General features: G+C 38.8%; 18 protein-coding genes. 5 read left to right on the top strand and 13 right to left on the bottom strand.

Features of this window, described 5'->3' with window-relative positions; translation table 11 throughout:
- Positions 1–75: 75 nt before the first annotated feature.
- The 7 genes from V7O61_RS07275 to pncB form a co-directional block, all read right to left on the bottom strand.
- Entirely contained in the window at positions 76–534 is a 459-nt protein-coding gene (locus tag V7O61_RS07275) for a hypothetical protein (RefSeq protein ID WP_407282283.1), read from the bottom strand.
- Complete coding sequence (locus V7O61_RS07280) at positions 528–1,736, bottom strand: ISL3 family transposase (protein ID WP_023843742.1); 1,209 nt, start codon at positions 1,734–1,736, stop codon at positions 528–530. The genes V7O61_RS07275 and V7O61_RS07280 overlap by 7 nt, the downstream gene beginning before the upstream one ends.
- 26 nt (positions 1,737–1,762) lie before the next feature.
- Complete coding sequence (locus V7O61_RS07285; protein ID WP_407347470.1) at positions 1,763–2,230, bottom strand: hypothetical protein; 468 nt, start codon at positions 2,228–2,230, stop codon at positions 1,763–1,765.
- Positions 2,231–2,371: 141 nt separating this feature from the next.
- Positions 2,372–3,385, bottom strand: coding sequence for an ATP-binding cassette domain-containing protein (locus tag V7O61_RS07290; protein WP_407282282.1), 1,014 nt, complete (start codon positions 3,383–3,385; stop codon positions 2,372–2,374).
- Between the two features lies 1 nt (position 3,386).
- Complete coding sequence (locus V7O61_RS07295; RefSeq protein WP_407282281.1) at positions 3,387–4,082, bottom strand: GTP-binding protein; 696 nt, start codon at positions 4,080–4,082, stop codon at positions 3,387–3,389.
- On the bottom strand, positions 4,079–5,314 hold the full coding sequence (locus V7O61_RS07300) for an ABC transporter substrate-binding protein (RefSeq protein ID WP_407282280.1): 1,236 nt from the start codon (positions 5,312–5,314) through the stop codon (positions 4,079–4,081). Before V7O61_RS07300 ends, V7O61_RS07295 begins: the two co-directional genes overlap by 4 nt.
- 783 nt (positions 5,315–6,097) lie before the next feature.
- Positions 6,098–7,306, bottom strand: a complete 1,209-nt coding sequence (pncB, locus tag V7O61_RS07305; RefSeq protein ID WP_407282279.1) for a nicotinate phosphoribosyltransferase — start codon at positions 7,304–7,306, stop codon at positions 6,098–6,100.
- 207 nt (positions 7,307–7,513) lie between these two features.
- Here pncB and V7O61_RS07310 point away from each other — a divergent pair, with 207 nt between their 5' ends.
- Positions 7,514–8,311, top strand: a complete 798-nt coding sequence (locus tag V7O61_RS07310) for a winged helix-turn-helix domain-containing protein (protein ID WP_407282278.1) — start codon at positions 7,514–7,516, stop codon at positions 8,309–8,311.
- A 22-nt stretch (positions 8,312–8,333) separates the two neighbouring features.
- Here V7O61_RS07310 and V7O61_RS07315 read toward each other — a convergent pair whose 3' ends face one another.
- The 4 genes from V7O61_RS07315 to V7O61_RS07330 form a co-directional block, all read right to left on the bottom strand.
- Positions 8,334–12,206, bottom strand: a complete 3,873-nt coding sequence (locus V7O61_RS07315; RefSeq protein ID WP_407282277.1) for a methyl-accepting chemotaxis protein — start codon at positions 12,204–12,206, stop codon at positions 8,334–8,336.
- A 216-nt stretch (positions 12,207–12,422) separates the two neighbouring features.
- On the bottom strand, positions 12,423–12,764 hold the full coding sequence (locus V7O61_RS07320; protein WP_288067693.1) for a hypothetical protein: 342 nt from the start codon (positions 12,762–12,764) through the stop codon (positions 12,423–12,425).
- Positions 12,765–12,876: 112 nt separating this feature from the next.
- Positions 12,877–15,342, bottom strand: coding sequence for a DUF3656 domain-containing protein (locus tag V7O61_RS07325; RefSeq protein ID WP_407282276.1), 2,466 nt, complete (start codon positions 15,340–15,342; stop codon positions 12,877–12,879).
- A 5-nt stretch (positions 15,343–15,347) separates the two neighbouring features.
- Positions 15,348–16,877 carry a small ribosomal subunit Rsm22 family protein gene (locus V7O61_RS07330; protein ID WP_407282275.1) on the bottom strand — a complete coding sequence of 510 codons (1,530 nt, stop codon included), beginning with the start codon at positions 16,875–16,877 and terminating at the stop codon, positions 15,348–15,350.
- A gap of 289 nt (positions 16,878–17,166) precedes the next feature.
- Between V7O61_RS07330 and V7O61_RS07335 the strand changes: the two genes are divergently transcribed.
- From V7O61_RS07335 to V7O61_RS07350, 4 genes are all read left to right on the top strand, one after another.
- Positions 17,167–17,484, top strand: a complete 318-nt coding sequence (locus V7O61_RS07335; RefSeq protein ID WP_023846513.1) for a B12-binding domain-containing protein — start codon at positions 17,167–17,169, stop codon at positions 17,482–17,484.
- A gap of 75 nt (positions 17,485–17,559) precedes the next feature.
- Positions 17,560–17,961 carry a tetratricopeptide repeat protein gene (locus tag V7O61_RS07340; RefSeq protein WP_407282274.1) on the top strand — a complete coding sequence of 134 codons (402 nt, stop codon included), beginning with the start codon at positions 17,560–17,562 and terminating at the stop codon, positions 17,959–17,961.
- Between the two features lie 47 nt (positions 17,962–18,008).
- Positions 18,009–19,103: a hypothetical protein gene (locus V7O61_RS07345; protein ID WP_407282273.1), complete on the top strand. Its 1,095-nt coding sequence runs from the start codon at positions 18,009–18,011 to the stop codon at positions 19,101–19,103.
- Positions 19,104–19,213: 110 nt separating this feature from the next.
- The gene (locus tag V7O61_RS07350) at positions 19,214–19,825 is read left to right on the top strand and encodes a Maf family nucleotide pyrophosphatase (RefSeq protein WP_407282272.1); all 612 of its coding nucleotides are present in this window, start codon (positions 19,214–19,216) and stop codon (positions 19,823–19,825) included.
- Positions 19,826–19,885: 60 nt separating this feature from the next.
- Here the strand turns inward: V7O61_RS07350 and V7O61_RS07355 are convergent, their stop codons facing one another.
- Positions 19,886–20,761 (bottom strand): hypothetical protein, encoded by an 876-nt coding sequence (locus V7O61_RS07355; protein WP_156916294.1) that lies wholly within the window; start codon positions 20,759–20,761, stop codon positions 19,886–19,888.
- An 83-nt stretch (positions 20,762–20,844) separates the two neighbouring features.
- Positions 20,845–21,654, bottom strand: a complete 810-nt coding sequence (locus V7O61_RS07360) for a hypothetical protein (RefSeq protein WP_407282271.1) — start codon at positions 21,652–21,654, stop codon at positions 20,845–20,847.
- Positions 21,655–21,761 lie beyond the last annotated feature (107 nt).

Genomic DNA, 21,761 nt, shown 5'->3' on the forward strand with positions numbered 1-21,761 from the left:
ATATGAATGTTAAAAATATGATATTTAGATTGGTATAATTGCACCTCTATCACTTATTTACCAATATATTATCTTTTAAAACTGCTTTTTTGCTGGAGTGCTACTATCAGCAATTAATACAAATTCAGAACTGTTTAAACTGAACAGAAATTGTTTATATTCTGTTTTCCGAACTTTTATTTCGTTTTCTTGAGAATAAGCCAACTTTACAATTATCTGAAAAATTAATTCATCAGTGGCATAATATACGATATTCTTCTCATCGGTTTTAATTCCTTTTAAGGGCAATAATGACAATAGTTCATCATTATAATCCACGATTATCTCACTATCAGGTTCTATAATCTCACATATCCATGTAGAAAAGAAGTTTTGCTTTTTCTTATATAAAGAAAGATCAATTTTTCTTTTAATCCATGTATAAATTACTTGAATTTGATTATTGGGGAGAGGATATAGTAATTCTATATCTATAGAAACATAAGAAGCTGAGAAATTACTTGTATTTTTAATTTTTAAGGCTCTCTTTAACATCGTGTGGGTAAACGAAGTTTACCCGCCATCAAGAATATCATTGTATTCCTACACTTCTCAGTCTTCAATCCATATGATCTCTTAAAAGCAGTTTTAATTTTGTTGTTCAATCCTTCAACAACACCGTTGCTGATACCTTGTTTGATTGATTCCAATATCCCATGAGAATTTCTTTTAATCATCTTGGCCAATGTGATAATTTCCTTGATGTTGCTATGTGTTCCCCAATAATGCCATTTGTCAAGATATTCCCTCGCTACCTCTATATTTTTTATATCCCACAGACGTTGAAGTCCAAGCTTAAATCTGTAAGCTTTTGCTGTTTTAGTATCCAAATCTTTGATTGATCGAATCTTAGCTATTTCCCTATCCGATAGATTTTCAGGATTTTTCAACCACATGAATCTCGTTTTACCCAGATCTTTATTTGTTTGATACTCCTTTCTTCGAACCTTATCAATTGCATCATTCATCATTTTGACAATATGGAACTTATCGTAAACGATCTTAGCATTTGGGAAATATTCCCTTGCTCCACCCCTAAAAGCAGGATACATGTCCATTGAAATATACTTGATATTATCAGGGTCTATTTTTCTGGAAAGAACTTCCCTGAAGTTCTTGAAAACACTTCTTTTCTTTCCATTTTCAATATGAATTACTCTTGATTGATTTAGATCATAGAACAAGGTCACATAGCTGTGACCTTTTTTGACAGATATTTCATCTACTCCAATAGTATCTAACTCAGAGAGATCCATCTTTGCTCTGGCTTCTTCAACATAATGAGCTAGAATTATCCATACAGAATTTTCATGAATATTGATCAATTCAGCAATTGAAGAAACACTCATTTCTTTGGACATTGCAACGATTAGTGCTTCGAAAAATAATGTAAATCCAGTATTTTGTCTTGTCCATGGAACTTCTACAAGTTTTACATCATCTCCATCACACTTTGTTCGGGGAACTCGTGCATGAATGTATGTTTCATGATGGAAGAAATCAAGGTGTCTCCATACTTTTTCTTTGGTATCATGGAGATCACACAGTTTGTTGCAAACTGGGCAAGGGAACTTCGTTCCCTTGGTAAAATCTAGATAAATATCCATTCTTTTCTTAGAAACATTAAGATCAATGTCTTTCACATACCATGGAGGGGTTATTCCCAGAGCCATTTGAATCAAGAGTTTATCGTCCATCCAATATGGATTGGATGAACAGAATATTAAATTACCCACTCAATCTTGAGGAGATCCATTTTTAAGTAATTTGGCTTATCACTAGAATTTATCCTAAGATAAGGAGATTTTTGAAATACAAAAATTTCGCTATTACCTCGAATCATCTTATATGTTAAATAAACGTACAAAAAAGTTGTTAGAACCAACATTCTATTGTCATTAATCTCAAATTGAATATCTATTATTTGATATCCCCAAACCCAATCAACAAATAAAAAAATAAATATTACAAATAAACAGACTTCTAATATGTTTATTATTTTAGTTCTTGAAGATTTATCGTTGTTATTAGAATATGCAAAAAGAACTGTCAAAATATAGAGCATAAGAGCTACTGTTGGTACTTGATTATTGTTTATTAGTATTACTAAAAAAAAGAATAATGTTGAAATAATATACATTAAAAATGATTCTAATGCGTTTTCATTTTTTTTCAAAAAATAGTAATCCATATAAAAATGATTTGTTTTAAAGTTAATAAAGATATCTCACCCACCTAAGAGTTTTTAGAAGTTATGTGCTTAAGCTAATACTATGGAACATAAATACTTATCAAATTTCTTATATGATTATGGGGAATTGGCCAATTCAACCTAAATCAACAAATCACTCAAATCAATCTCTTCCCCTGTCCTCAACTGATCTCGCATAAGTGTGATCTTCCGGTCAATTTTCTCAAGACTGGCAAGGTGCTTTTTTTCATCGTCTGTGGTTTTCAGGAGTTTTGAGATTCCACCGTTTTTGATGACAATACGCTGGTCTGCCGACAGGGCCAGAAGTGGGTCGTGAGTGCTGATAAGGACTATTTTGTTATTGCTTACCAGAAGTTCAAGGGATTTTACCTTATCAACTCCGGCATTTTCTATTTCGTCTATCAGGACAACTGATGCAGGACTCAGAAGTGCTGTGTCTGCTATCATTAATGCTCTGGATTGTCCTCCTGATAGTTGTGTAACCGGCGTTTCACGGCTGAAACTCTCACCTGCAAGGACGTTTGCAGTATCGTATATCTTCCGGACAATGTGGTGAATCTCATCAACCATACGGCTTTCAGCGTGTAGTGTGAGGAAATCCTCAACACTTAGATCCATAACAAAGTTCATGTTCTGGGAGAGTTGAGCTATAAAGCGGCCTTCAGTTGAGAAACGTTCTTCATCGGTTGGAGAGCGTCCGTCCACCAGTATGCTTCGTCCAGTGGGTGTGTCTTTCTGTGCAAGGGATTCAATATCAGCAAGTAAACGGGATTTGCCTGAACCCGTAGGGCCGACAATTGCTGTCACTTTTCCTTTTTTCAGCTCAACTGAAAAAGCCTCTTTTTCATCATTTTTATTTCTTCCAGGGAGTACAGTCAGTGAATTGATGGAAAATCCGCTATCCTGTTGGAGAGCTTTGACCTGCTCGATAAACATGAAGAAACCGTCAATAAAGTCATGATAACTGGTTCCTTTTTCTGTAAAATAATCCTCTCCAGGCGTTGAACCTAACTCTTCCAGTTTAAGGTTTGCAATCTCAGCAGGGTTGATTTCATATGAAGAGAAATAATCCTCTATCCAGGGCATCATTTCCATGATCTCATCTATTGTCATGTTAAGAAGAGTAGTCCGCATTTTAGTCATCTCCTCTGAAATTGACCAGTTTTGAAACACCTATCTGCCTGTCATCACCTATTTTTCTCTCACCAAGACAATATGAACACAAAGCACCAGGCATGGTAAACCTGAGCGTTGCTCCCTGTAGTGTATCAACTGAACTGGTTTTTTCAACCTGCTTTGCAAGGTAGAAACTACCCTGTCCCGTGACACCATTGATGTGGATAATCATTGCCCCTGGATTTACCTGTCTAACTCTATAGGCAAAGACCTCACGCTCTGCCTGTGATACAATATCACCTTTGGTGATGACAACTATGTCTGCAAGTTTTAGCATTGGTCCAATCTTTTTAGGTGTATTGACACCGCTGAGATTGTCAATTACACAGATTGCCATAACATCCTTTATGTGAGGAGAACAACGGTTGCAAAGACCTGCACTTTCTGTAATCAGGAAGTCAAACTTCCTGTCTTCAGCCCATTTCAGAGCTTCTTCAATATTGCTCACAAAAAAGTGATCAGGACATAGCCCTCCAGAAAGACCGGTTCTGACAGGGATGCTGTAAGACGAATAGAGCTCTTCGTCCTGTGAAGACAGGCAATCGAATTTTACAACACAAACTGTGAAACCTTTATTCCTGAGATCTTCAATTGTCCTGACAATTATGCTGGTTTTTCCTGAAGATGGAGGACCTGCTACAGTAACAAGTCTCAAATCACACCTCCGGTTGTCATGAACTGTTTGTTGAATACCTCCGCAATCTCTTTTTTGAGTGCACCGATATCATTGTTCAGCAGGAAATCCCATCCAAGCCAGTAGAGTGAACCTACATCGTCCATTTTATTTTTGACTTCCGGGTTTGTAGTCGGGAAGAAAGCCCTGGCAGAAATCTCACCGAATTTTTTTCCACACAGGAAATCAGTAATTTCCTTTACCCTTTCAGTTGCTTCCTTTTTGACCAGCATCTGCACCGGACTTACTATCGCACCTTCTTTTGGTACGGTGATTGAGACCCTGGACTTGTCCTTTATTTTCATGGCAAAGAAATGAGGCATGATATACATTGGAGGAACATCATCCTTCTTGCTGTCTATCATCTTCACCATCTGGGATGGGTGCAGTCCCAGATAAATTGATGATGCCAGTTTTTTAATTCCTTCTGTACCATACATCTGGTAGAACGGAAGCAATACACCGTTACAGAAGAATCCATTCTGGCCACGCATGGCAACCTTGTTCCTGAATTCCTCTTTCAAGATATCTTCCCATGATTCTGGTTTTGGGTTATCTCCCATGAGTTCATCTATTGTAACAAGAACAAGCAGATTTCCCGAAACCATAGTAAATTGTCCACGAGGGTCAGCAAAATCAATTGCTTCAAAATCACTGTTCATTGGAGATGGACCAAGGTCTGTAAAATATTCATGACTCAGGAAGTTTTCCTGGAATGGTTTATGGTAGAAACTGTTAATGTCAGAACTGATGATTATGTCCGGTAATTCTTCAACCGAGGTGACCGAGTCCATATACGCATAATAGGAAAGTTCATGATTAACATTTCCTTCTACTAGTGAATGGAGTACATTGCCTGTTTGTTTGCTGTACTCGGCTGAGAATTCATTAAGAGCACGGTTAAAGGGCATTTTCATGCCACATGGCAAAAGTGCAAGCATTGTGAGCTCTTTCTGTCTCTGCGGAGCATCTGCAAGAGTAAAATCCCCTTTTGCTTCATTGTCTGCCACAGCCTGATTAAGTAATTCAATAAATGAATCCTTGTTTACTGATACCATTGAAAGAGCAGTTTTTAGTTTCAGTAATGGTCCGAGTTGCTCGAGAACATCCTTTGTCTCGAATTTTCCCAGACCATGCTGCTTGAATATTTTCAGTAAAAAGGGATATTCGCTTAATATCTGGTATACGCTCATTGTTTCATTAATTTTTTCCATATTATTTCCCCTTGATACTATTTCGTGTTTTGTAGTTCTTAATTCTTACAGCCTGAGTTTGTGGTCTGTTTTGATTATCAGGTACTCTAATAGTTATACAAACATATAAGTATTATCATATAAGAAACACATTTCCGGTTAAACGATCACTTTTTGATAGTTAGTCGCTATTCTGTGATTATCAGATAAAATATCTCAAAGATTACTGCTCTATATCATCATTATGATATATCAATTCATGGATATATTTATTAAGTATTAATATGTACCAGAATTAGTCAACAAACACATAAAAACGGAAAAACGATGATAGTGAAAGATAAAGTTATCCCGGTTTCTTAAATCTCCCCTCAGACCATGTCCATAATCGGACGCTATAAACTTGTATCTTTCATTTAACACCAGAAGTGGAGTATGAGCGGATGGGGGTTGTGTTTGTTGATGGGGTTATTGTCTCACAGCTTTTTTGCTTATTTTCAATTTTTCAGGTATCGGATATGATATCAACTACATATACAGCATTTATATTCCATAAACTATCCTCAAAGTGTGTGTACACTACAAAAATAATATCTTATTAAGTATCATTATTTCAGAATGTTTATATAGTACGGAAACTAATATTAAAATGGTGAGTGCTTTATGAAAACCAGTACATATGTCGAAATTAAGAAAGGTTTTTTGATATTAATGGTATATGTTTTTCTAATGGTATCACTGGGAATTATGTCACAGGTTACTGGATTTATTTAACCCTGGCATATTTTATTAATCGGTCTTTTTCTAGTCATCAAGTCCTTTGCGGCCAAATATGTAATTGGCAACACGCAGTGCGTCTTTATCTCCTGTCTCTTTGCCTTCATCATCGCTCAGTTTTACAACCGGTATATCATTGATACTGTGTAATTTGATGACCATATTCAGAGGAGGACTTGAACGGAAAAAATCATAGTTGTTTGTAAGACTTGTACCTATTCCGAAACTGCAGTTTATGCGTCCCTCGCATTTCTTCTTAATCTCAATGGCAACTGAAGCCGAAAGTGAATCACTGAAGACCACAACTTTTGTCAGGGGATCAATTCCCATTTTCCTGTAGTGTTCAATCACCCTGTCTGCAAAGACAAGTGGGTCACCACTATCATGTCTTACACCATCGTAAAGTTTGGACAATTTCAGGTTGAAATTCCTGAAAAAAGGTTCCGAACCAAAAGTGTCCGAAAGAGCAATACCAAGATTTCCCTTGTAAACATTTACCCAGTTCTCCAGTGCAAAAAGATTGGCATTTCGCATTCCCATAAGGGCTGAAGTACCCATTATCCATTCATGGCCTATTGTACCGATAGGTCTGACACCATATTTCTTCGCAAGAAAAACGTTACTTGTTCCTGAGAATGCCCTGCATTGATGCAATACCCCAACAGCTATATCATGTATTTTGAAGCTGCGTCTCCTGCGTGTTCCAAACTCTGAAAAACTACATTTGTTCTCCTCAAGCTCCCTGCCGATATTCTCCATGAGTTTGGCGTAATCCTGCAATTGTTCGTCATAAGTCCTGCCTGTTTCAGGATCTGTGTTTTTCCATTCGTTTTCAACCATATCAAAATAAAGTTCGGAAATTGTTGACATAAGAACAATTTCCCAGAGAATGCTGCTGTGCCAGGGCCCTTTTACCACAAGGTCAAGATTATTGTCTTCAGTCAGGGACACAGAAACTTCAGAAGGATCAAAACGGTAGTTTCTGAGATATTCAACATAACTGGGTTTAAAGAAAGGACATTCTGCTTTCAGCCAAGTATATTCATTATCTGTCAGGCGGAATAAAGGAATCTCTTCCTTGATAAGTCTTTTAAGCTCTTCCACAAATTCCGGTGTGAAGCGCTGTCCTCCCCGGTTGGTGAATCTGTATTCTGCGGTTGCCTGCGGGAACAGCTCAAGGACTGCCATCTGCATGGTCAATTTGTATAGGTCATTATCCAGTACTGAGCAAATCAAGTTGATTCATCCCCATAAGTCAGTAATAAATACTTGCTGTAAAGCTTCTTACATGCCTACACTCTTCATCTATATATCATGTTTGATTGTGTTCACTATTTTTTCTGCGAATCCAATCATGCTGAATCTTTCTGGAAATCAGGTTAGTATAGATTAATATAGTTTAATAACATGTTTATATACCAGGCTGAAAACGGAAGGATATTTTTGAGTAGTAATGCAAGCAGTGATGATAAAGCCGCGGCTAATATTGCGGAAAACGTCTATCTGGAAGAGTTCAGGAGTCTTAGATCAGAGATAAAATCCCTGAAAAAAGATGTCAACAGGGCACTTGAAATATCAGGTCACAGATATTCGGATGCTCTTTTCATGGAAATGAAAGGCGGACTTTCCAGGCCGGTCATCCAGTACATGATGGCTGATGCGAACGAAAATCTTTCAATCGGACTTGATTCCAGCTGTAAGAATGGGGAATCATGTAAATCTGCTTTTTCAGGTCTTCTTCAGGAAATGGCCTTGCTTTTGCTTGAGGATAGGGTAAATGAGGTCTCTCTGGCAGAGTTCAGAGAAAGATTTGAAAACCTTAAAGAAATGGCAGTTTTTGAGAACTGTGACAACTGTCTGGAAATTACAACACGGATATTTGAAAAACAGGTGGACCTCATAAGATCCTTTAGCATATCTCCGGTTGAGGAACAATCTTCTGTGGTTTCCATGGACATTGAAAATATCTCTGATGAGATAGTAAGCCAGATCTGTGAACCGCTTGCCAACAGGCAAAGACTCTGCATTCTTCGACTGCTGAACTCATCTGCCCGGAGCTTTTCCGATATATCAAAATCCACAGGCCTCAGAGGCGGAAACCTCCTGTTCCACATACAGAAACTTCTTGATACTGGGATGATAGTCCAGCGAAGTGAACGCGGAGATTATATGATCACAAGAAAAGGTCATATGACCTTAAAAGGAATGGCTGAGCTTTTTGAGAAGCTCAGCAAAATATGACACCTGATTTTCTGACTTGAAATCAAACAAGCATGGTATTAACACTTTCATTGCCTTCTGCCTGTTTTTCCCTGGAAGATTTTTTAGTGGTTTTGCTGACCTTGAATTTGGAAACCAGAACCTGCATATCAGCAGAAATACTTGATAATACCTGTGCGGAAGCAGAAAGCTCCTGCATTGATGCTGTCTGTTGCTGTATGGCTGCAGCTGTCTGCTGAGTTCCAGCTGCCGATTCTTCAGAGATTGTAGCAACCTCTTCAATTGACGTTACAACCTGGTCAATAGATGAAGCCTGCTGCTCTGCCAGTGCTGCCATCATCTGGACCATGGTCATAATTTCTTCTCCGGAACTAACAACCTTGCCTATTGACTCGACTGCTTCCTCAAGAGATTCATATCCTACAGCAACTTCAGTGTTCACCTGTTCCATTGAGGTTACTGCACCATTGGTTCCATCCTGCATCTCATGAATAAGGGTTGCAATTTGTTTTGCAGCGTTACCGGAATCTTCTGCAAGTTTCCTTACTTCATCTGCAACAACAGCAAATCCACGTCCGTGCTCTCCAGCCCTTGCAGCTTCAATGGCAGCATTAAGTGCCAGCAGGTTTGTCTGGTCTGCAATATTGGTAATGAGATTAACAATCTCATCTATACGACTTGATTTTTCAGCCAGGGCATTTATCTGGTTTGCAGAATCACCAGAGGCATCTCTTATGCTATTCATTTTGAGTTTAAGGTTATTGGCGATATTTCCAAGATTCTGTATAAGCTGGTTTGAGGTAACAGACGTTTTTGCAGTTTTATTAGAATTCTCGGCAACTTCCTGAACTGCATTTGTCATTTCATCCATGGATTTTGTAACCTGTTCAGTCTTCATGGATTGTACCTGTGCACCCCTTGCCATTCCTTCTACAGTTGATGATATTTCTGTAGCTGCAGAAGTAAGTTCTCCTGATGATGCTGATATCTGCTCTGCTGTAGCAGCAACATTTTGTGCTGACTTCAGCATGTTACCCACGATATCATTAAGAGCCAGTCTGCAGTTCTCAACTCCTTCTGAGAGTTTCCTGAATTCTCCGACAGCTTCCACTTCCACTTCTCTTGTAAGGTCATTGGATGCAATAGCCTCCAGAACTTCATTTGAATCTTCTATAATAGCCTGCAATTGATCGCCGAACATATTCAGTGTATCGGAAAGTTTCTTAAAGTCACCACGGGCTTCTATGGCAGTTCTGCTGTCAAGTTTACCATCGGCGTAATCATGGATTATTCTGGAAGTTTCTTCAATCGGAGTCACAATTGCGTCCAGGCAATTATTTACACCCTCAACAATCTTCCTGAAATCTCCTCCATGTTTTGACGCGTCAGCTCTTGTTTCAAGTCTGCCTTCAACACCTGCATCCGCAAGCATAATTGCATCTTCAACGAGCATGTTCACAGCATCGATACAGAGATTGATGTTATTCTTAATCTCGTTGAAATCTCCCTGATACTCATCTGTTATCTTATCAGGAATGTTACCTTTTGAAATTCTGTCAATGTATTCTGCTGCAACATTGAGTGGTCCGATAACTGCATCCAGTGTTGAATTCACACCTTCAATTATAGTCCTGTAATTTCCTTCAAACATTGTCGGGTCTGCACGCTCATCCAGTCTTCCTCCGATGGCAGCATTAACAAGATCTTCAACTCCTTTTGTTATTTCCATTTCTTTACTGATGTCAAGAACATATTCCAGGGCTCCTACCACTTCACCATCTTCATTGCGTAATGCAGTACCGGTATACCTGATTGGAATTGTGCCAGCCGGAAGATTTGCTTTCGTATCTCCTGTACATATCTCCCCGGTTTTCATGGCACGGTTAACTCTGCATTCTTCCGTGTTACAATGTGGAGTGTTAAAAAGATCAAAACATTTCTGGCCACGACATTCCCCGGTTGTTAATCCAACCGCAGCAGCAGCAGTATTATTCATGAACTGTACATTGAAATCATTGTCAACTATCATAACAGGTGTTGGTATTTTTTCGAGGTAATCAATCTTAACCTTAGCATCTTCAATAGCATTTCTGACTTCAGTTTTGTCAACTACAATTTCAAGTGCACCAACAACTTCCCCTCTCTGATTTCTTATTGGAACGCCGTTATACTCAATGCATAACTCCTGTTCCCCGGGATGTGCAAATGTCTCGCTGCTTTCACTCTGATTTGATTCCATAGCTCTGGCACAGGCACATTTTTCAGTCAGACAATCTCCTGTCTTGAAGTGGTCATAGCACTTTTCACCAACCAGCTCCTTTTTAGAAATTCCAAGTACTTCAGCTCCTGCATTATTTATGTAAGAAATATTGAAGTCCCTGTCAATCAGCATTACCGGAGCTGGTATCTGGTTTATGTGACCAACTAATGTGTCAATAACCCGGTTGATGTTATCAACCAGTTCAGCATATTTCCCATCAAAAGCCTCAGCATTACCTCTTGTGTCTATCTTTCCTATAATAGCAGCGTTTATAAGGGAACCTGTTTCTTCAAGAAGCATACTAAGGGAAGCAATACACAGGTTCAGGTTGTTTTTTATTTCGTTGAAATCACCTTTGTAATCATCGGTAATGATTTCAGGTATATCTCCTTTTGCTATTCTGTCAACATATTCAGCAGTAACATTCAGTGGTCCAATAACAGCATCCAGGCAGTTGTTTACACCCTCGACTACTCTTCTGAAGTCTCCTGCATGCCTATCTGCATCTGCTCTTGTATCCAGTTGTCCTTCAATTCCTGCATTTGCCAGTATCATTGCATCTGCAACAAGTAAATTGACAGCATCGATACACTGGTTCAGGTTATTCTTTATTTCGTTGAAGTCACCCTTGTACTCATCTGTGATTTTATCAGGAATATCTCCTTTTGCTATTCTGTCAACATATTCAGCAGTAACATTTAATGGTCCTATTACAGCGTCCAGACAGTTATTTACACCTTCAACAACTCTTCTGAAGTCTCCTGCATGCCTGTCTGCATCTGCTCTTGTATCCAGTTGTCCTTCAACGCCTGCATTTGCCAGCATCATTGCATCATCCACAAGTAAATTTACTGCATCGATACACTGGTTCAGGTTGTTCTTTATTTCGTTAAAGTCACCTTTGTACTCATCTGTGATTTTGTCAGGAATATCTCCTTTTGCTATTCTGTCCACATATTCCGCTGTAACATTCAGTGGTCCTATCACAGCGTCCAGGCAGTTGTTTACACCTTCAACAACTCTCCTGAAATCTCCCGAATGCCGGCTTGCGTCAACCCTTGTGTCAAGCTGACCTGCTATTCCTGCATTAGCCAGTATAAGGGAGTCTTCAACAAGGAAATTCACGGAATCTATACACTTGTTGATGTTGTTTTTTATCTCGTTAAAATCTCCCCGGTATTCATCAGTAATTTTATCAGGAATATCTCCTTTTGAAATGCGGTCAATATATTCTGCTGAAACATTAAGCGGACCTATCACAGCATCAAGGAGCTCGTTAACACTGCCAAGTATTTCTTTTGAAGAACCTTCAAAATCATCAGTTCTTCCCCTTGCATCAAGCTTTCCATCAACAGCGTTTTCCACCAGACTGGAAATCTCATCCAGAAGAGCAGAACTATCACAGATTCTTGCGGCTTCTTCGAGTTCTTCAACTTTTGTGTTAATGTCTGAAAAACTGTCAAGTAAAAAATTTATCTGTTCAGCAGCGTCCTGGTTTTCAGAACGTGACTGTGTTTGTATTCTGGCATTTAAATTGCCGTTCATGAATTGAACAAGAACTTCTGTTATTTCGGATTGAAATCCTGTATCTTTTTTAAACATCCCTATCCTTTCCTCAACTGTTAAATTGTTACCCATGAAAATATCCATATACATCTAGCTGGTAGATATTTATAGAATTTTTATATAATTAAGATTTAAAATTGTACTACACCTTATATATATTTATTTATTCATTGTACTTTATTTATTCATATTGTTGATTTTGTGCACAAAAGTGTATAAAATGAATAACAAATAAGAAAAACTGCATACAATTAAAATGAAGAATAGATGGGATAGTAAAAAGAAAAGTAATTATGCTGAGTTTAATCAGCACTCGTTCCACATTGCATAAACAGACATAACTTCCTGAGCTCTTTCTTTTCCCAGCTTTTCAGTTATCATCTCGATAAATATTGTCATATAATGAGGTTGTACGCATCCAAGACTCTCTTCTCCTGTTTTTATTAGTGAGAGGAGGTACTCAAGATCATCTTTGTTCAGGGCTGATATCCTATTCCTGAAATCCTCTTCATTTTTTGCATAATGGTTTGAAAGAGGGGGTAGTATTGATTTATAGGGTGCTTTTGAGCCTGCACATTCAAGCCCTTCGCACTCAGGAGCTACTTTCTTCAATACTGCTATATCTCTGGGGGAAAGTTCTCTTGCCATGGTAATTACCTGTCGTTTTTAATCAGTACTGTTTGTACTTTTAAGATAGAACCTGTATTACAAGTTACATGAACTATATTGCACTCATGGTTTTTATGTTAAACTATGTATTTTAAAGAACACCTTTGAAATAATGACCTTCATCATATTCTTCTTCTCTTGTGTTTTTCAGTTTGATAGGCTTCCCATCAAGTGCTTTCCTGAAATTGCGTGTTATGTCCTTGACGTCATCCCTGTCATAAAGTGAGAGGTCAAGCCTTAAAACATCAGCTCCTGTGCCTGATAGTTCCTCTAGTTTATCCAGCATATTCAGGACAGTGGAATTATAGATAAGTGTACGTTCATTCTTTCTCATGACAGGGAATGAACCCTTGGTGTTGTCTATCAACAATACCTCAGTATCCTCATTAATTGTTCCATCCTGAATAAGAGGTTTAAGCAAGTCGTTTTTTGTAACTAGTAAAAGTTCACGTCCGTAAGCCAGAACTTCTACCTGAACATCTGGATTTGTATTCCTGCAAACTGCTTTAGTTTCTTCAAGATTAAGCTCGGTTGAAAGCGTAACACGATAAGCTCCTGAACTTCCAAATGCATTGGCTGTCCAGGCATTAAATGGATTAAACTCTTTTTGTGCTGCAAATCCTGCACCAAGTTCCTTTGCAAGCTGTACTGTTCCATAGTTGGAACACGCAAGTTTAAATCCGGCATCAATAACCTGCTGCATGTGTTTTTTGAGTTCCGGCATATCCTCTTCAAATGAAATGGCAGGTGTTACCAGAACAAGTTCAATGTCCTTTTCTTTCAGTCCCGTTGTCCTGAGGATATTCTCCTCGTTCATCATTTCGCTGAAAAGGGAAATAGGGGCATATATGATATCTGCTCCTGACTTTGATGCAACTATTACAGAGTCAATATCTGAAACCTCAACACTCAGGAGTGCTTGAGTCTTCTTTTTACCTTTCTTCTTCCTGTCAAATCCTGTGGAAACGTCAGGACAAGGACGATTGCGTCCCTGCATATCAAAACGTGACTCAAACAGTTTATCTACTGCGTCTCTTCTTGTTCCGGAAAGTGCTCCAAGAGGAATGAATATGTTTTCATCTATATCCAGAATTATATCTTCTGCATGGAAAGTGGTATCGCCCAGCTTTCCAAGTGCAGTTATTATCTGTTCCCTGCTTGTGGGAGCTTTTTTAGCTTCCTCTACAACATAATCCCCGATAGCTTCAGTTTCAAGACTTCGGCTTTTGACTTTGATCTTCAGTTTCTCCCCTTTACGTGCATGAATAGTTATTGTCAGGGGTGTTGTCATAAGCTCCATATCCTGCAGCCTTTCAAGCATCTGTGGATCCATGGAAACATATACTTCATCCGATTTCCTGACAGACTTACTCGTCCTGGGACTTATCAGCAGGGTTGCAGTTTCTCCTTTATGTGCAATATCAACCGGTTTATCATCAACCAAAATTCCATCAATACGGCATCCTATTATCCTTATTTTAGTGTTGATGCTGATACCATCATTGACCTTGATATCCTGTTCAGGTACAAGTGTCAGTCTTCCCTCTTCTTCGGATTTGACAATGTTTGCAACTTTTCCAAGATAGGCACCGTAGTTTGCACTATATTTGCGCTGGGTTACATCTTCCTCACCAAGCACAAATCCCCTTGTAAAACCCCGGTAGAATAACTTTGCAAGTTCGGTTTCCATTTCCTCAAGTTCTTCGTCTGTGAAGTTCTCTTCGGTTTTGCAAACCTTCTCTGCAACAGCCTTATAGGTTCCTGCGCTGGCAGTCACGTATTCAGGTTTCTTCATCCTGCCTTCGATTTTAAGACTTTTAACACCAGTCTTTATTATATCTTCAAGACCCGGGAATGTACAGAGCTCGGCACAGCTTATTGGATAATCACCTACAATATTGCTGTCAATTAGCTTTCCATCAGCAGACATCCTGAATTGCCGTCTGCATGGCTGGAAACATGCTCCGCGATTTGCACTCCTGTCAGTAATTGCAGTGCTGAACAGACATCTTCCTGAAAATGAATAACAAAGGGCACCGTGGACAAAAAGTTCAATTTCAATATTTGTTCTGTCAATTATGCTTTTGACCTGCCCGGTTGTCAGTTCCCTTGAAAGGATAACTCGTGAGGCTCCTGCATTGCCAATAAAATCAACACCCTGTGGATTGTGAATTGTCATCTGGGTGCTTGCGTGCAATGGCAGGTCTGGGAAGTGTTCCTTCAGCAGGAAAAAAAGACCAAGATCCTCTAAAATTATGGCATCAATCTTGTAAGAATATGCCTTATGCACAACATTGATAGCTTCCTGCATCTCATGTTGTTTAAGCGGGATATTAAGGGCCAGGAAAACTTTTACTCCATAGGAATGTGCAAGTTCGATATTCTCTCTGAGTTCCTCTATTTTGAAGTTCTTTGCACCCTGACGTGCATTGAATTCTCCCACTCCAAGATAAACGGCATCTGCTCCTCCTTTGATAGCAGCTCTTAAAGCTTCAGGGTCACCGGCTGGTGCCAGTACCTCAGGAGGCGTGCAGACTGAAATGTTATTAGTATGCATGCAAATCAGTCAGATAAGTTGTAATCTTCAGTTTCGTTCTCATCAACATATTGTGATTCTATAGTAGTACCTTTTCCTACAAGCAGGTTATATGAATCATTTGCTTCATTGTATTTGACAAGTACATTGAATATTTTCACAATACTGCCATATGGTACTTTTGTGAGAATGTCGTTATCTTCAGAAAGGTTATGGGACGGGATAACAGCATAGACAGCTTTTTTCGAACTGCCATCACACACACGGAAAAGTTTGTATTTCTCATCCCCAAGGTCTGCTGACATTACAGAACAAACTACATTGATACGTTTTTTGCTGTGCTTTTCAATTTGTGACAGGCGGGCAAACTTTGATTTTGAAGATAAATTGATGAAGTGTTTTGCAAGTTTGTCCTTTCTGAGTATTGCATAGGAATATTTGATGTCAGTATTGATATAGCGATAAGGTTCATCACACTGAGCCAGCTTTTCCATAAGTCTTGTGGGTTTAATATCCTTTTTCTGCTCAAAACTCCAGCAATTTTCAAGAGTGCATTCTCCTGACCATAAAAATGTGCAGGGGCTGTATATCCTGACACCCATTTTCTTCAGCATAATAGTAAGCCTGCGAAGTTCGGTTGAATTTGTTTTGTCCGCAGGTTCAATGATTATGATATTGCCATCCTGTGAAAGTTTTTCAGCCATGCTCTTAACAAGACCTGCTTTCTCTTCCAGGCTTAAATCTTTCATTTCATTAAGAACATTGGAAAATACAATAAGGTCAACATTGTCCGGAAGTTTTTCGACATCAAGTTTTGATACATCTGTCCTGATGGGCTCTTTTACCGTGACATTTGATTTAACGGCTGCATATTGTGGCACCAGGAAATTATAAGCTTCTATATTCTCATCGAACAGTTCAACAGAGTGGATCTCAGCTTTGTGGTCATCCAGACGGTTGTACATATCGATAAGTGCTAAAGGAATTGTGCCTGGCCCGCTTCCAACGTCAATTATCTTCATACGGGTCTTTAAGAGTCCGTCCTTTGCCATTTCATATAGCAGGTACTGGAATTGTGTGAAATAAACCGGAAACTGGTATGCCAGATAGCCAAGTACACTGTAGCCTTTTTCATAGCTTATATTTCTGGAACTGCTTTCGTTCCAGTAGCTGGCTTTCTGCATGCGTATGGCTTTTCTTATTTTCTCCATTGTCTGTATATCGTCCCAGTTCTTGCCAGTCTTCTTCTCTATATACTGTTCGATAAGACGCTCAAGTTTTCGGGAAACTGCAGCAGATTTAAAGAACTGCTCGTTCTTTTTAATTTCATCCTCACTAAGTATCATCTGCTTAACGGGAGATGCGCGTACAATACGAAAATCATCATCTTCAGGAATGATATCAACACCCAGATCGAAAAGAACCGGTATAAGTGTCTGGTGTATTTGCTTAAGAGAAGCCTCTTCTTTCAGATAATCCCTTAATTCGGATAGCATGAATTCCTGTTTCATACGTGAAACATATTTAAATGTGGATAAAATCTCCCTGTCTGACATTATGGAATCATAGCCAGTTACCCATGATAAATATGGTGATGGAAAAGGTGACAAAAATGACTGATGCAAAACCAAGCTGAAATTATGAATTTGAATATATGTTAGCTTGCATGCTATTATCCATTAGGCTTAACCGTGATATTTATATATGATATAGTTGTAGTCAGATTTAGTTGTCTTAAAACAAGTAAATTGGATATAATCCAAAGATCATGGCAACAGATGTCAATTAAATGCACAACAATTTCCTTTGGACGAGGGATTAAATCATTTAAAAAGGACTGTTTATATGGAATCAGAAAAACCATTGTTCCAGAAAATATTGCAAAAAGCACGGGAATCCATTCTTAATTTCGACACCATTGAAGCCGAATCAGCTGTGAGGGAAGCTGTTGATGCCGGCATGGATCCTGTTGATCTTATAGAACTTGGATTTATTGAGGGAATGAAAGAAATTGGAGATCAATATGAGAAGGGAGATGTTCCTCTTTTACATATATTCGCTGCCTCCAGAATTATGGAAAAAGGTGTTTCTCTTCTCAAATGCTGTGCAAATGAAAACAAACTCGAACTAAAAATGTTCGGAAGCATTGCCATGAACACATAAGGCAGAATCCGATCCTGCCTTATGTTCCTTTTTTGAATGTAACATTTATTACTGATAAGTTTCCATCTTTTTATTATGGGAAGTTCTTCTATAGATGAAAACGTCCTGATGCGACAATCAGATATACTGATAGCAGATGGAAATTATGAGGATGCCATATCCTGCCTGGATGTCATTCTTGAAGAAAAACCGGATGATGAAGAAGCCCTTTCCATGAAAGGACTGGCTTTATGCCTGAAGGGTGAAACTAACAGGGGAATTGATATTCTGGAAGAAGCTCTTTCAATAGATCCGTTTTCAAAAAAAGTCCTTATTATTTTTGCAGATGCATGTCTTCATTCATCAATGCCGGAAAAGTCTCTGGAGATTTTAGATAGGGCCATAAGCTATTATCCGGATGATGACGGTTTCATTATGCTTAAAGCCACAATACTGGGTGCTTTGAAAAAAAATCAAATAAATTCATATTTTAACTGAAACCGGAAATCAGTAGTTATATATGTAAACACTTTCTATTTATTTACATGAGCTGGTATGTAGTAGATGTAATTGACAGGGCCGTGGAAAGGACGAGAAGTTTCCTTTTTGAGCCTTTCGACATTACAAAATGGTTAAAGCTTGCAATAATAGTTTTCTTTATTGGAGGCTCCGGAGGGTTTAATGGAGGGGGAAACGGTGGTTCATATGACACATCCGCAGGTGAACCTGATGTCTCCTGGATTCCCGACAGTCTGACTGATTTTTTAAGTAACTTATCCCATCACATTTCATCATTTTCTGACACGACAATGCTGATGACACTTGTTCTGATTTTGCTGCTGATTTTCTTAATAGCAATTATCCTTGGATATATAGGCAGCACAATGGAATTCGTGCTGGTGGAATCTCTTGTAAGCAATGAAGTCAGGATACGTGAATATTTCAAAAAATTTATGGGTAAAGGACTTTCACTTTATGTCCTGCGTCTGATAATTGTGTTTGCGGTTATTTTAATGATAGTCATTGTTACTGCACCTTTCATATTCCTTATAGCAGAAGGTGATTCAGGTGCATCCGGTGCATTGGGAATAATAGGTTTTATCTTTGCGATTATTGCTGCAGTTATTTTATTCATTATTGTTTTAGGAATAATTGGTTCGTTCATAAATATGGCAATCCCGGTTTCCATGTATCAGGATTCAGGTCTGCTTTCTGCAATTGGAAGAGTATTCAGCCAATTCAAAGCAGACTGGAAGCAAATGGTCATTTACTGGATAGGACGCGGCATTTTAGGTTTTGCCGTTGCCATTATGGCAGGAATCATTGGTCTGATAATACTCGTAATTCTAGTGTTGCTATTAGGAGCAATAGATCTGGCATTGTACTATATTCTCAATATGGTATTATCCGGTACTGTATTGTGGTCACTGTTAATAGCGGTTGTAATCGTGGAGCTATTACTTTTGAGTTTCACATCAGCTATAATCAGGATGCCATTTGCTGTATTCATGAAATATCACATGTTAAGTTTCCTGGAATTATGGTATCAACTTAAAATGCCAATCTTTGACGAACTCCACAGTACTTCAGGCAACGGCCCAGATCAGTGGATTGAAGAAGCTGAGATTATTGATGAATAAGTTTTGATGGTAACGTTGTTACCGTCTTTTTTCCACTTTTATATTTTTACATTTTCTCCTTTTTTCTTTTTACCGGATAACTGATATTATGTGCCAGCCATTCTGATATCATGAAAAAAGTGATACTTGCTTCAGCATCCCCAAGAAGAAGTGAACTGCTTTCCACTCTTATTGGTCCGAATTTTGAAATTATAGTTAGTTCCTATGACGAGAAAGAAGTTGAAGATCTGGCTCCTGCTGAACTGGTAATGTATCACTCAAGGGAAAAAGCAATCGATGTTGCAGGAAAACTGAATGAAGGTATCATTATTTCTGCCGACACTGTTGTTGTATATGATGGAACTATTCTGGGCAAACCAGATGACACAGACGATGCCAGAAGAATGCTTAAGGCATTAAGTGGCCAACAGATACAGGTAATTTCCGGAATCACTGTGATGGATGTTGCCAGTGGTTCAGCAGTCACAGAACATGAGAGTACGGATATATGGATGCGGCAGATTTCGGATTCTTTAATAAGCAAATACATCAGTACCGGGGAAACTGAAGGAAAGGCAGGTGCCTTTGCCATTCAGGGAAAAGGCGCAATACTTGTTCAAAGAATTGAAGGCGACTTTTTCAATGTAGTCGGACTTCCGCTTTACAGGTTATCCAAGATGCTTGATAAATTTGGAATCAATGTTCTGGATTACTCTTTTGGAAACGGAAACAGAACAAAATAGCAGAATAGTGCAAGTTATTGAATTATCAAATAAAAAAGAAAAGAAAGCCGATCTCCTGGATCAGCAGTCTTTTTTCCAGCGTCTCAGAATTCCCATTGCGCAAAGCACTGCGACAATAAACATTGGTGTTTCAAATCCGGGACTTTCAGCTTCATCTTCTGTAGCTGTTTCTTCCACTGCCTCTTCTTCTGGCATTTCTTCGATAGGTGAAGATGATGCTACAAGAGTGTATGTCGTGGGTGTTTCGAGTTTAAGGTCATGCAGTTTTATTGATGAAGTGGTTGCTGCACTGGAGGTAACTTCACCGTCCACAATAACATCCACATCGAAGCTGTAAGATTCATCTGCAGGAACTGTCATTCTTACAGTGGCTCTTGTCCTCTGGTTATTTTCAAGATTGGAGGCAATTGCACTGCCTGAATATCTTGTGTAATCATCAACAATTGCTGTGACAACCACAGTTATCTTATTCGCCTCATCTCCCTGATTGTAAAGGCCGGGGGATGCTTCAAATATAATATCTTCACCATAGTTAGTTGCCTGAATAGTTTCGATCATAAGGTCAGTAAGTATTACATTTGGAACTTCGTCACTTACGTCACTAACCAGGCGGACATAGGTTGAAGAATCATCCACAAGGCTGCCATCCTCGAAAAGCTCAATAACAACAAGTTGCTCTCCACTTTTTGGAACATTTAAGGAAACTGTCTTGTATGACTGCTCCTGTGCCTTCAGATAGCCAACACTTTCCTCATGTTCTGCAGTAATAAGATTTGTCGAAGGGTCCTTTGATTTCACTTTAAGGCTAAGTGAACCAGTGTCAGTTGTTAATGGGTTCTGTATGTAAGCTGTAACTTTAAGTTCGAACTCTTCGTCAGCCGGTGTCGACATTACATCCACATTGGTGATTACCGGATGTGGTGTTTCTTCGATCATGTTTTGGTTAATGCACCCGCTGGAGACGCAAAAAGCAAAAATGAAAAAGAAAAGCAGAAGGTTCATAACTTTCATGTTATCGCCTACAGCTTGACTGTCAGTATAAGTGTCTGCTCATCTACAACATTATCGCCGTACATAAGTTTGACATAGACATCTGTTTCTCCGTTTGGAGCATCATCCTTTACAGGTATCTGAATACCCTTGGTGTATGATGTTCCGCTTCTGGCCATTGCTTCGTTAATTTCCATTGAAGTATCGTTAGCAATGAGTTCGTTGTCCACGTCAAATTCAACTGTCAGAAGACCCACTGGTATTGTACTCTGTCCATGGTTCTTTACAGAGAATGATATGGTTGCATTTGTTCCTTTCTTAAGTTCCCATGTTTCGGATGATGCTGTACGCAGTGAACTCATGTTCTCAACAAATCCAAGGAACTGGAGTTGTACATCAGGTGTTATTATTACATCAACTGGTACTGACTTTGTCTTTGTAATCTGCTTACCTTCCTCATCCATTCCGGAAAGGTAACTGACTGTCACGGCAGAGTCATTAACATCTGTGTTAAATGCAGGTGCCGTTATTTTCGCATTCAGGACTGATGACTGAGCAGTAGTTTCTTTACCTGCTATGTTCAGTGATCCTGTTCCTGTAACTGTGAATGGTATGAAACCTGAAACAGTTACTGATTCAATTGACTGTGTATCATTGTTCGTTACTGTAAGTGTTATGTCCTGTTCCTGGAATTCTTTAATAACTACAGGGTTGGTGCTGACAAATACATTGTCAGGACTGACTGGGTCAGCTGACTGCACCGTGTCTGTACATCCGGAAACCAGCACCATTGCCAGTATGGACATTGCTATAATTATCTTTCGGACTAGTTCTGTCATATATAACTACCTCACTTTTGAAAGTACTCAAAAGTTTAAATATTCTTTGTTATTTTTTTCTAATGATATAATAATTTTAAATTAAAAATAAATTGATTTAAGGGTAA

Origin of the sequence: Methanolobus sp. WCC1 (genome assembly GCF_045690315.1) — an archaeon.
Lineage (GTDB): Archaea > Halobacteriota > Methanosarcinia > Methanosarcinales > Methanosarcinaceae > Methanolobus > Methanolobus tindarius.